Source organism: Kribbella sp. NPDC023855, from assembly GCF_040639475.1.
Classification (GTDB): Bacteria; Actinomycetota; Actinomycetes; order Propionibacteriales; family Kribbellaceae; genus Kribbella.
Window position 1 is genome coordinate 237,329 of the sequence record NZ_JBFAAA010000012.1, and the last position, 12,094, is coordinate 249,422.

A 12,094-nucleotide genomic window follows, 5' to 3' on the forward strand; every position below is an offset into this window, starting at 1 on the left:
CCTACTCGGTGGCCAGCGCCCCTGCCGGCGCCACCTTGGCGGCGCGCCGAGCCGGCAGCACCGACGCGAGCAGACCGGCAACAGCAGCCACCAGCGCGATCGTCAGCAACAGACGACCCGGTACGGCGTACTGGACCGGACCGTCGACCTGGCTACCCATCAAGGCGGACGTCCCGGTCCACCCGTAGACCAGGCCGAGCGCGATCCCGAGGCCGGCCGCGACGAGTGCCATCAGCAACGACTCGACCGCGAGCATGCCGCGCAACTGACGCCTGGTCAGCCCCATTGCCCGAAGCAACGCGTTCTCCCGGGTGCGTTCGAGCACCGACAAGCTGAGTGTGTTCCCGACCCCGACCAGCGCGATCAGGACCGAGACTCCGAGCAGTCCGACCGCGACGAGCAGCAGTACGTCGAACACCTTGGTGTAAAAGCTCCGCTCGGCCAGTCCGCCGCCGATGGTCAGGCTCTTGACCGTTGGCAGCGACTGCTTGAGGGCGTCCATCACCTCGGGACCGTCGGCCTTCGGATCGGAGGCCAGCCAGTAGCCGGTCACTGCCGCGTTCGGCGCGAGCTTGGTCAGATCCGCTTGTGTGATGGTGATCGGATCCAGACCGTGCGCTCGGACAGCCTTCAGCTCGAGCTTGTGCTTACCCGACACGATGGTGACCGTCGAGCCGTCCTCGAGGTTGAGCATGCCCATCGTCTGGCGGTCGATCAGCGCAGTACCGGGCTGCAGTTGGCCGGCCAGCGCCGGGTTGTGGATCACCGAACCGGCAGTCGCTTGGTCGACACCGGTGATCTCCAGTGTCTCGCCGCCGGTCTTGACGGACGCCGACTTGACCGGCACCACCTGCGTGATGCCCTTGATGTCCTGCAGTTGCTTGGCCGCGGTGGCCGGCATCTTCTCGTCGTAGACCTTCATCGTCACGTCGACCGGGTATTCCTTGTCCATCGTGACGTCGAAGGTGTTGCGGACCGAGGCGATCCCGACGCAGGTCAGGCTGATCAGCGTCACGCCGATCAACAGCGCCGAGGTGGTCGCCGCGGTCCGCCGCGGGTTGCGGACGGCGTTGGCGACGGCGATCCGCGCAGGCACCCCTCCGGCGCGCGCGGGCAAGGCGCCGAGCAATCTGACCAGTGCGGGCACCAGCAGCGAACCGATCGCCAGTACTCCGAGGAAGGACATCACCCCGCCGGCGACTCCGACGATCACCTGGCTCGACGTGGCAGCCAGGACGAGGAGGGCTCCACCGCCGGCCAGCAACAGGAAGCCGAGGACGAGACGCAGTACGCCGGCCTTGGACTTGGCGATCGGCGCCGCCTCGGGCCGGAGGGCAGCCAGCGGAGCGACCCTGGTTGCCCGCCTCGCCGGTACGACGGCAGCCAGGATCGTGGCGACCGTACCGAGCAGGAGCGGGATGAACACCGACGCGAGGTCGAGATGGAGAGCGACCGGCGGCAGACCCCAGTCGAACGTGCGGGCCAGTGTCAGCGCGATCGCGGACAGCGCGACGCCGAAGACCACGCCGATGCCTGAGGCAACCGATCCGACGATGCTCGCCTCCGCGAGGACCGAGGAGAACACCTGCTTGCGGGAGGCGCCGACACAGCGCAGCAGTGCCATCTCGCGGGTCCGCTGGGCGATCACGATGGTGAACGTGTTGGCGATCACCAGGCAGGCGACGAACAGCGCGATCACGGCGAACATGCCGAACACGCCACCGAGGACGTCGATACCACTGGTGATGCCCTTGACCTCGCGGTCGATCCACGCCGTACCGGTGTAGACGTCCACGCCCTTGTTGACGACCCCGCTGATCGCGGCGGCCAGCGCTTCCTGGCTCACGCCGGGCGCGGCCGCGACCTTGAGCTTGTTGATGTAGCCGCCCGGCTCGAAGGTCTTCACCGTCTCGGCGGTAGCGACCGCGTTCGCGCCGCCGATCGACGTACCGTCGTCGATCAGGCCGACCACCTTCACCTGGTAGGACTTGCCCTCCCAGGTGCTGAGCTTGAGCTCCTGGCCGATCGCGACCTTGTACTTCTCCGCCAGCTTGGCCGGCAACGCGATCTCGTTCTTTGCTTCGGGCAACTTCCCGGAGGAGGTCTTCGGCCCGGCGATCTTCGAGGTGTCGTAGCGAGCGTCCACGCCCAGGCTGTCAGGGCGGACCTGGCCGGCCCACTGGACCTGCATGTACGCCGATAGTTCGGTGACGACGGAAGCGACCTGCGGCAGTTTCGCCACCTTGGCGGCCTCGGCGGGCGTGAGCGACTCGCGATTGGGGTTGGCGACCGCGTCGACGCCGGCGTTCTGCTTGCCGATGGTCTGGTCGATCCCGTTCGTGGCCGACGCGTGCGCGGTCATCGCCAGGGTGCCGAAGCCGACCCCGAGCACGATCGCCAGGCAGGCGGCGACCAGGCGGCCCAGATGGGCGCGCAGGGAGGAGAGGATGGAGCGTCGCACGGTCAGGCCCCCAGCTGCCGCAGGGCGTCCAGGACGGACTCCGGGGTGGGGTCGGCGAGCTCACCGGCAAGCTTGCCATCGGCAAGCATCACGACGCGGTCGGCGTACGACGCCGCGAGCGGGTCGTGGGTGACCATCACCACGGTCTGGCCGAACTCGCGAACGGAGCGGCGCAGGAAGCCGAGCACCTCGGCACCGGAGCGGGAGTCCAGGTTGCCGGTCGGCTCGTCGGCGAAGACCACCTCGGGCCGGCCGACCAGCGCGCGGGCCACCGCGACCCGCTGCTGCTGGCCGCCGGACAGCTCAGACGGGCGGTGCGTGAGCCGGTCCTGCAGGCCGAGTACGTCGATCAGCGTGCTCATCCACTGCTGGTCGGGCTTGCGGCCGCCGAGTTCCAGCGGGAGCAGGATGTTGTCCTTGGCGGACAGCATCGGCAACAGGTTGAAGGACTGGAAGACAAAGCCGATCCGGTCCCGCCGGATCCTCGTCAGCGCCGCGTCGGGCAGCTGGGTCAGCTCGGTTTCACCGAGCAGGACCTGCCCGGAGGTCGGGGTGTCGAGCCCGGCCAGGCAGTGCATCAGGGTCGACTTGCCCGAGCCGGACGGACCCATGATCGCGGTGAACCGCCCGACCCCGAAGTCGACGGAGACCCCGTCGAGTGCGGCGACCGCGGTGTCACCCTGGCCGTACACCTTGCGAAGTTCGTGCGCGCGGATGGCGGTCCGGTCAGCGGCGTCCTGCGGCAAACGGCCGAGCGGGAGCTCACCGGTCTGGATGGTCATCGTTCTCCTCGAAAGGGCCCGGGACGAGACGCTCTCGCCCACCTCCCAAGAAGCTACGGATCAACCACCGCAAAAGAGTCGGCCCACGGAATGGACCGTGCGTACGACCAGAGTCGTACTACTTCCTTGCCCACGCAGTGATCTCGTACGCGGCACCGCCGGGTTGCGGCGGATCGCCACTCAACTCCGTCGACGTCATCTTCGGCTGCTGGAGGACCTGGATGACCCTGCCGTCGCGCAGGTGGATCTCCAGAAAGATCCCCAGCGGGCGGTATTCGAACCGGGCGAAGTCCACCTCGCTCCGTGCGATCCGGCTGGTCCTGATCGGGTGGCCCAGCAACAGTTCGTCCTCGGTGATCTTGACGTCGTTGACCATCGCCATGACCAGCACGAAGAGGAGCAGAACGATTGCTGCCGCGATTGCCGGATCGACCACGATGGCGGCGACGATGGCCGCAACGATCAGCACCCCGATGCAGGTGACGATGAAGCGGCCAGGCCCCCAGTGACGTAGTACCGGTTCGTGCATCAGCGGGGTGGTTTGACGATGCCGGTTTCGTAGCCGAGGACTACCAGGGCGACTCGGTCGCGAAGGCCTGTCTTGGCGAGGATCCGGCCGATGTGGGTCTTGACCGTTGCCTCGGACAACGTGAAGAGGCGGGCGATCTCGGTGTTCGACAGGCCGCGGGCGACCTCGACCAGGACCTCGCGTTCGCGGGCAGTGAGGTCCGCGAGATCGGGACGCTCGGTCTCGCCGTCCGGGAGGGAGCCGGCGAAGTGCTCGAGCAGGCGACGCGTAGTACTGGGGGAGACGACCGCGTCACCGGAGTGGACCTGGCGGATCGCGGAGAGCAGGTCGGCCGGTGGGGTGTTCTTGAGCAGGAAGCCCGCCGCGCCGGCCTTGATCGCGGCGAAGGCGTACTCGTCCAGGTCGAACGTGGTCAGCACGATCACTCTGGGGGCCTCGGGCAACGACTGTAGTTGCCTGGTCGCCTCAACGCCGTCCAGCCGGGGCATCCGGACGTCCATCAGTACGACGTCGCAGGCGGTGACCCGGAGCTTCTCCAGCGCCTCGCCACCGTCACCGGCCTGGCCGACCACCCGCATGTCCGGCTGCGAGTCCACCAGCATGGTGAAGCCCGCCCGGACCAGTTCCTGGTCGTCCACCAGAAACACCCGGATCGTGTCATCGGTCGGTCGGGTGCCGTCGGTCGATGCGGTGTCGGTCACTGAACTCCTCCGTCGGGCAGGTTGTACGGCAGCTTGGCGATCACCTCGTAACCGCCGCCCGCCTTCGGTCCGGCGTTCACCGTACCGCCGGAGATCGACGCGCGTTGCCGCATCCCGACCAGACCGTGCCCCGGGTCGCTGCTCGGCGCGACGCCGGCACCGCGGCCGTCGTCGGTGACCACCACGGTCAGCATCTCGCGCCCGAAGTCGAGTTGGACGCAGGTGCGCGCTCCCGGCCCGGCGTGTTTCAGCGTGTTGGTCAAACCCTCCTGCACGATCCGGTACGCCGTCAGTCCCAGCAGCGCGGGCAGATCGCGGGGTGTGCCGGTCACCTCGTAGTCGACGGTGAGCCCGGCCTCCCGGACGTTCTCGATCAGCTCGGGCAGCGACGAGACACCGGGTTGCGGGCGCGGCTGGTCCGGATCGAGCTCGGGCTGGGCGTCCTGCTTGAGGATGCCGAGCATCTTGCGCATCTCGGTCAGCGACGCCCGACCGGTGTCACCGATGGTCGCCAGCGCCTTCTTGGCCTGCTCGGGCGAGGCGTCTGCGGCGTACAGGCCGCCGTCGGCCTGGACGATCATGATGGACAGGCCGTGCGCGACCACGTCGTGGATCTCGCGGGCGATCCGGGTCCGTTCGTTGGAGACGGCGAGCTTGGCCTCCCGGTCGCGATCGCGTTCCAGTTGCGCGGCACGCTCCTCCAGCTGGGCGACGTACAGCCCCTTGGTCCGACGGCGCTCGCCGAACGCCCAGACGCCGAACACCAGCGCGCCGAGCGCGACCATCATGGTCACCTGCTGGCGCCAGTCCGAGTTGCTGTAGTACCGCGCGGTCGCCATCAGGACGCCGAGTCCGCCGACGCCGAGGGCGATCCGGCTGTACTTCACCTCGCCGTACACGGCGATCGTGTAGAGCGCGATCAGCAGGCCGACGTTGCCCGGCATCAGTTGCGCGCCGGCGAGCCACTGCAGGACGGCGACCGCCGAGACGGCGAAGAAGACCGGCTCGGGATGGCTGCGGCGCCAGACCAGGGGCCCCAGCATGCCGAAAGCCAGTACGCCGGAGTAGCCCTCCTGGGCGAGCGAGAACAGTCCGAAGAACAGCGTGAGCCCGCCCGCAAGCAGCACGTCGAACGCCTTGCTGCTCGGGCTGACCTGCCGCCGGGGCGCCAGGATCCCGGCCATGGTCCCCGTCATAGCGGCCAGATTACGGCGTACCGGGCGTGATTTGGTCATGCCCCAGGTGGATGTCGGCGTCCTACCGGGGTCTCACGCGTACGTCGTACTGGCGTCTGGCTCGCCGTCGTGCGCCGGGCTCTTCGTGCGGGCTTCGTGCGGGCTCTTGTACGAGCTACTTGTGCGGGCGGGTCGAGAGGGTGGGCTTCGCCTCGAGGCCGGAGAGGCCGTTCCAGGCGAGGTTGACCAGGTGAGCGGCGACATCGGGTTTCTTCGGGCGGCGTACGTCGAGCCACCACTGGCCGGTCAACGCGACCATGCCGACCAGCATCTGGGCGTACATCGGGGCGAACTTCGGGTCCAGGCCGCGGCGCTTGAACTCCTCGGCCAGGATGTGTTCGACCCGGGTGCCGACATCGCTCAGAATCGAGATGAACGAACCGGTGGCCGAGCCGACCGGTGAGTCGCGGACCAGGATGCGGAAGCCGTCGGAGGAGTTCTCGATGTAGTCCAGCAGCGCCAGCGCGGCCTGCTCGACCAACTCGTGAGCACGGCCGGCGGTCAGACTGGCCGTCACCGTGTCGAGTAGTTTGCGGACCTCGCGGTCGACGACAACGGCGTACAGGCCCTCCTTGCCGCCGAAGTGCTCGTAGACGACCGGCTTGGAGACCTCGGCGCGGGCCGCGATCTCCTCCACGGACGTCGCCTCGTAGCCCTTCTCGGCGAACAGGCCGCGGGCTATCACGATGAGCTGCTCGCGCCGATCGGCGCTGGTCATCCGGACCCGGGTCGAGCGGCGCGGCTTGGGATCGGTCACTGCGGACACGCCCTAACGATCACGTCAGCATCATGCCGTAGATCGGGGGTCCGAGGTGGGAGATTTACGGCCCGCTCAGGCCGCCGCACGGTCTGCGGCGGTCACCCGCCGCGCTTCGAGACGCTCCTTGACCGGCCAGCGGACGTCACTGACCCAGCCCAGCTTCTCGAAGAACCAGATGCACCGCGCCGACGTGTCCAGCTGCCCGCGCAGTACGCCATGACGCGCGCAGGTCGGGTCGGAATGGTGCAGGTTGTGCCACGACTCACCCTGGCTGAGGATCGCCAGCCACCACACGTTGCCCGACTTGTCCCGGCTCTTGAACGGCCGCGCGCCGATCGTGTGGCAGATCGAGTTGATCGACCAGGTGACGTGGTGCAGCAGCGCGATCCGGACCAGGCTGGCCCAGAAGAACGCGGTCAGCGCGCCCTCGATCGACCACGACCAGAGGCCACCGATGACGGCCGGCGCGAACAGGCTGGCCAGCACCAGGAACGGGAACATCCGGGACACCTTGACGATGTCGCGATCCTTGAGCAGATCCGGCGCGTACTGCCGCTGCGGGGTCTGCTCGGTGTCGAACAGCCAGCCGATGTGCGCATGCAGGAAGCCCTTGGTCAGCGCGCCGAAACTGGTGCCGTACTTCCACGGGCTGTGCGGGTCGCCCTCACGGTCGGAGAACTTGTGGTGCTTGCGGTGGTCCGCCACCCAGCGCACCACCGGACCTTCGATCGCGAGTGAGCCGGCGATGGCCAGCGCGTACTTGAGCGGCCGGTTCGGCTTGAAGGACTTGTGGGTGAAATACCGGTGAAAACCGATCGAGATCCCGTGCCCGGAGACCGTGTAGAACACGGCCGCGATCACGATGTCCCGCCAGCCGAGGAACCCGCCCCAGGCGATCGGTACCGCAGCCAGCACGGCGAGGAAGGGGATCCCGATGAACAGCGCCAGGGCGATCTGCTCCCAGATCCCCTTCTGCTCACCACCACGCGTCCCGTGATCGGTGTCGAACTCGCCAGCCTGCCGGGCGCCGGTGGGCGCCTCCGGTGCCGCAACTGGAGTCATGATTTCCCCTTGGTGGAGGACGGCTTACCTACGCAAACGTAACCTACGGGCCCGTAGGTAAGGAACCCCTCGCGTGTCGCCTTGCCCACCCATGGCAGACTGTTCCGGCGTCCACGCGATCCCCCGTGGGGTAATCGGCAGCCCGCGAGACTTTGAATCTCGAAGATCTGGATCGAAACCAGGCGGGGGAGCAACAAACCCCCAGGTCACTTCAGACCTGGGGGTTCATCTTTTTGCACCCACCCGTGCTCGTCTCGCGTGCTGGAGCGTCGCGCCCACCCGGACCTGTCGCCGGGCGTGGCGCTTGGGTGTCTGACTCGCGTCGCGTGGGTCGGGCCGGCCACTTGCACCCACCCGTGCTCGTGTCGCGGGTTGGAGCGTCGTGCCCACCCGGACCTGGTGGCCGGGCGGCGGCGGTTTGGTGTCTGACTCCCGTCGCCCGCGCCGGCGACCAGGCGCCCGATGGTCCGAGCCCAGCGGACCGGCGAGCATCGGCTACGGGACCAAGCGGCAGCTCGACGACCTCACCGCAGCCGGATCGCGCTACGTGTGGGATGAACGGCAGACGGGAAGACATGATGGGCGAGCTATGCGCAAGCAGTAGTGGACGCCGCCCGCCTCCACGACATCCGGGCGACCCTTGCCCGCACTGGCCCGTCTCGAACGGGCAGCTCCCCTCCACAACGGGTACAGAAGCCGGGCTTGGCTACTTCTGTACCGAGGCAGCGGCCTAGGCCAGCGGTTCCACTACCTCCGCTGACTGCAACATCTTGAAGACCCGTGGCAGTGCCGTCAACAGCGTTCTTCCGACTACTGCACTGCGCTTGTTGCTAACAAACGGTGCGTCTGCGGGGGGATGGCCGCCCCGACCGGCATCTGTGGGTTGAACAGGAGGCTATTTGGTTTGGGGGCGGGGTTTGAAGCGGCGTACTTCGTGGGGCCAGCCGCAGGCCTCGGCGATTTTGCCGGCCCAGTGCTTGGCGGTTTCGTCGTCGGGGACGTCCACCAGGGCGAATCCGCCGAGGAACTCCTTGGTTTCGACGTACGGGCCGTCGGTGATCAGAATCTCGCCGCTGGTGGGGTCGGCGGCGTAGATCGGGCCGTCTTCTTCCTCAAGCCCTCCGGCGAAGACGTAGACGCCGGCTTCCTTCATCTCGTTCACGACGGCCATGGCGAGAGGGCCGCGGCCGGCGAACCATTCCTCGCTGTGGTCACCCACCCACTGCTGGTTGAAGTAGATGAGGTACTCGGGCATGTCTGCTCCTTCGGCTCGGGCGGACCCGCTGTCCGCCTCCACCTACGCTACGAACAGGGTCGGGCGGATACGACAGAACCGCCGCAAGAAGTTCGCCCTGGGCTGGGAGTGCGGGAGAGTATGGGGGTTATGTCGACTGAATACGGACTCCCTGTCGCCCAGGTGCTCGGCGACGGCTTCCGCGTGCCACCGCTGCTTCCGGGCTGGACCGCCCTGGAAGGCGTCGTACTGGTCAAGTGTCTGGACGACGAGGGCCATCCGAGCTGGGCGTTTCGCGAGACCGAGGGAATGAACGTCGAAGAGGTGATCGGCATCCTGACCGTGCAGCTCGACATGCTCCGCGAGCGCGCCGTCGACTCCTTCCGCTCCGAAGACGACTGATCAGGTGCCTGACCTCAAACTTGAACTCCTGGGGAAGCTCCAGAGCAGCCGAGCAGTCATGCTCGCCAAGCTGGACGGCTTACCGGAGTACGACCGACGCCGTCCGCTGACCCCGAGCGGCACGAATCTCCTCGGTCTGGTCAAACACCTGGCCGGCCTCGAGTACGGCTACCTCGGCGCCTCGTTCGGCCGCCCACCAGTTGAGCGGCCGAGTTGGTTCCGCGACGACCCGTACGACGAGATCGACATGTGGGCCACTCCAGACGAGTCGACCGACTACATCACCGGTGTCTACCGCGCGATCTGCGCCAACTCCGACACCACCGTCGCCAACCTGCCCCTGTACGCCGCCGGCCACGTCCCGCACTGGCCCGAGGGCCAGCAGACAACCACGTTGGGCGTACTCCTGATCAGAATGCTCACCGAAACAGCCCAACACGCCGGCCACGCCGACATAATCCGCGAACTCATCGCCACCCCCGCCTGACCAGCGGCGGGCGGCAACCGAGCCCCGATAGTTCGATCCACAAGCGGCCCAGGATGACCTATGTTGCCCTACGCAACATCATGCCCTCATCCACAGAACTGAACTCCCTGTGCACAACTTGTCCGGTTCCGGCCAATCGAGATTCCCCTTAAAAACAAGGCGATCTGAGCCCAGAAACTGTCGGAGGTGGTCTCTAGAGTTTACTGCATGGAGACCACGCAGCTACTCCCGCCATCGAGGCTCACCGACAGCGCCCTGCTGTCCACCCTCGACGCCGTAGACGCTGCCCTCTCCACCCTGAACACCTACCACCTCCAGCTCCTCGCCGACCTCGACCAACGCGGCCTCGCCACCGAACACGGCGCCCACGACACCATCGAATTCCTCTCGCTGCGCCACAACCGCAACCGCCGCGAAATCCGCCGAGACCTCAAAACCACCAAGGCACTTTCCAAGTACTCCGCCGTCACAGCAGCCCTCCCCGACCCGGCAGCACCCACCGACAGCGACAGCGGCGCTGTGCCTGGCGCGGCGAGGTTGAGCCCAGCCCAAGCCGAAGCCATCGTCACCACCTTGGAGAAGGCGCCGGCTTCAGTGCCGGACGAGCTGCTGCGGGTGGCCGAGGAACAGATGATCGAAGTCGCCCGCTCCTCACCCCCGACGATCTTCGGGGTTTCGGTCGAGAGGTCTTGGCCCGGTTGGACACCGACGGCCCCGAACCCGCTGAGAACGACGCCCACGCCCGGGAGACCCTCACGCTGCGCCGGGCCGACGGCGGTGTGAAGTTCACCGGCTACCTGGCCGGCGAAAACGCCGAGCAGTTCCGCACCCAAATCAACCGCCTGTCCAAACCCCACCGCACCCTCGACGGCGAACTGGACCCCCGCCCACACGACAAACGCCAAGCCGACGCCTTGACCTTGATCCTGAACCTGGCCGCCGCCAACACACCCCGCACCGACAACGACGCCGGCCCGACGGGCGGCCCAGGCGTCCCGCACATCACCATCACCATCGACTTCGACGACCTCCGCACCGCAACAACCCACGCCGTCGGAGAACTCGTCTACGGCGACAACCTGTCCGCCTCCGCCGTCCGCCGCCTAGCCTGCGACGCCGCCATCCTCCCCATCGTCCTCGGCTCAGACTCCCAACCCCTGGACGTCGGCACCGAACAACGCTTCGTCACCCGCCCCATCCGCCGCGCCCTGACCAAACGCGACAAAGGCTGCGTCATCTGCAAAGCACCGCCGTGGCAGTGCCACGCCCACCACCTCATCCACTGGATCGACGGCGGCCCCACCTCAATCACCAACCTCGTCCTGCTCTGCGCCGTCCACCACCGCGCAGTACACGGCGGTCGCTGGACCATCACGATCACCAACGGCGTCGTCCACGTAACCCGCCCAACCTGGACCAGTCCCGCCCCTGCCGGCGCCACCGATCTGGCCCAGCTGACCGACCTGAACAGGTACTCCACCCCGCCCACACCCGCACACGTCAGCAGCACAGCGCACCAGGCATGCCCCAGCCACCTCCCCAAGCCCTCACCCGGCCAGGTCAACGTCAACCCGCACCACGAACACCCCGACCGCGTATCCACCACCAGCCTCACCCGCCAGCCCGATCCACAGACCAGCCTGGAGTCCCGCCCGCGGACCAGCCCGGAGTCCCGCCCGCAGCCAGGCACCAGCGCCTTACCCTGGCTGACCCCCGAAGCCGTCGCACTCCTCGACCCCTGGGGCGACCGCGGCACGCCTTCCGCCGGCCCGTAGTATCACCGCGCCCGTCGGCGGTCCTCAAGCCGCAGCCTGAACCCCGTCAGCCAAGGGCCGCGGAGCGCAAGCGCACGCCATCGCACCGCCCGTTGCCCGCATTCCACGGCAGCGGAGCGCAATCGAACCGACTCTCGACGCCCACCTCCGCCGTGAGACGACATTGGGGGACCACGCCGCAGCGACACTGCCAGCACCCAGATGTATGCGGGGCTCGGGCTTGCGCTGGCTGATTCCCGATGCCGTCTCACTCCTCGACCCGAGGGGCGACAGCGGCACTCCCTCCGCCAGCCCGTAGTACCGCCGCGCCCGTCAGCGGTCCTCAAACCGCAGCCCGAGCCCCACCGGCCACGGGGGTCGTGGGGCGCAAGCACATCATCGCACGCCCGTTTGCCCGCAGCCCGCATTCCGCGGCCAGCAGAGCGCAGTCCGAGCCGGAATCGCGAGATCCAGCTCCGCCGCGGGACACCGCGAGAACACGCCGCCGGACAGCACTGCGGGCGCTCTGCGGGACAACGCGTCTGGACCTTCCGCTGGGCAACGTCGGGACAACGCTGCGCACGCTCCGACGGACAGCACTGCGGGCGCTCTGCGGGACAACGCGTCTGGACCTCCCGCTGGGCAACGTCGGGACAACGCTGCGCACGCTCCGACGGACAGCACTGC

Annotated in this window: 12 protein-coding genes; 4 read left to right on the forward strand and 8 right to left on the reverse strand. The window is 67.8% G+C overall.

The features are described 5' to 3' along the window. Position 1: 1 nt before the first annotated feature. The 8 genes from AB0F51_RS32675 to AB0F51_RS32710 all read right to left on the reverse strand — a co-directional run bounded on the left by AB0F51_RS32675 (position 2) and on the right by AB0F51_RS32710 (position 8,785). On the reverse strand, positions 2-2,461 hold the full coding sequence (locus tag AB0F51_RS32675; protein WP_360286045.1) for an FtsX-like permease family protein: 2,460 nt from the start codon (positions 2,459-2,461) through the stop codon (positions 2-4). Between the two features lie 2 nt (positions 2,462-2,463). After that, on the reverse strand, positions 2,464-3,243 hold the full coding sequence (locus tag AB0F51_RS32680) for an ABC transporter ATP-binding protein (RefSeq protein WP_360286047.1): 780 nt from the start codon (positions 3,241-3,243) through the stop codon (positions 2,464-2,466). A 118-nt stretch (positions 3,244-3,361) separates the two neighbouring features. Beyond that, a complete protein-coding gene (locus AB0F51_RS32685; protein ID WP_360286048.1) occupies positions 3,362-3,772 on the reverse strand; it encodes a hypothetical protein in 411 nt (136 codons plus the stop codon). Beyond that, a complete protein-coding gene (locus AB0F51_RS32690; RefSeq protein WP_360286049.1) occupies positions 3,772-4,473 on the reverse strand; it encodes a response regulator transcription factor in 702 nt (233 codons plus the stop codon). Before AB0F51_RS32690 ends, AB0F51_RS32685 begins: the two co-directional genes overlap by 1 nt. After that, entirely contained in the window at positions 4,470-5,669 is a 1,200-nt protein-coding gene (locus tag AB0F51_RS32695) for a sensor histidine kinase (protein WP_360286050.1), read from the reverse strand. The genes AB0F51_RS32690 and AB0F51_RS32695 overlap by 4 nt, the downstream gene beginning before the upstream one ends. A 154-nt stretch (positions 5,670-5,823) precedes the next feature. Further along, positions 5,824-6,465: a TetR/AcrR family transcriptional regulator gene (locus AB0F51_RS32700; RefSeq protein WP_360286082.1), complete on the reverse strand. Its 642-nt coding sequence runs from the start codon at positions 6,463-6,465 to the stop codon at positions 5,824-5,826. Positions 6,466-6,540: 75 nt separating this feature from the next. After that, positions 6,541-7,530: an acyl-CoA desaturase gene (locus AB0F51_RS32705; protein ID WP_360286051.1), complete on the reverse strand. Its 990-nt coding sequence runs from the start codon at positions 7,528-7,530 to the stop codon at positions 6,541-6,543. An 895-nt stretch (positions 7,531-8,425) separates the two neighbouring features. Then, on the reverse strand, positions 8,426-8,785 hold the full coding sequence (locus AB0F51_RS32710; RefSeq protein WP_360286053.1) for a YciI family protein: 360 nt from the start codon (positions 8,783-8,785) through the stop codon (positions 8,426-8,428). Between the two features lie 129 nt (positions 8,786-8,914). Between AB0F51_RS32710 and AB0F51_RS32715 the strand changes: the two genes are divergently transcribed. The 4 genes from AB0F51_RS32715 to AB0F51_RS32730 all read left to right on the forward strand — a co-directional run bounded on the left by AB0F51_RS32715 (position 8,915) and on the right by AB0F51_RS32730 (position 11,428). Then, positions 8,915-9,166 carry a hypothetical protein gene (locus tag AB0F51_RS32715; protein WP_360286054.1) on the forward strand — a complete coding sequence of 84 codons (252 nt, stop codon included), beginning with the start codon at positions 8,915-8,917 and terminating at the stop codon, positions 9,164-9,166. A gap of 4 nt (positions 9,167-9,170) precedes the next feature. Then, positions 9,171-9,653 carry a DinB family protein gene (locus tag AB0F51_RS32720; protein ID WP_360286056.1) on the forward strand — a complete coding sequence of 161 codons (483 nt, stop codon included), beginning with the start codon at positions 9,171-9,173 and terminating at the stop codon, positions 9,651-9,653. Positions 9,654-9,860: 207 nt separating this feature from the next. Beyond that, positions 9,861-10,436: a hypothetical protein gene (locus AB0F51_RS32725; protein WP_360286057.1), complete on the forward strand. Its 576-nt coding sequence runs from the start codon at positions 9,861-9,863 to the stop codon at positions 10,434-10,436. Beyond that, entirely contained in the window at positions 10,352-11,428 is a 1,077-nt protein-coding gene (locus AB0F51_RS32730; protein ID WP_360286059.1) for a DUF222 domain-containing protein, read from the forward strand. Before AB0F51_RS32725 ends, AB0F51_RS32730 begins: the two co-directional genes overlap by 85 nt. The last annotated feature ends 666 nt before the right edge of the window (positions 11,429-12,094 follow it).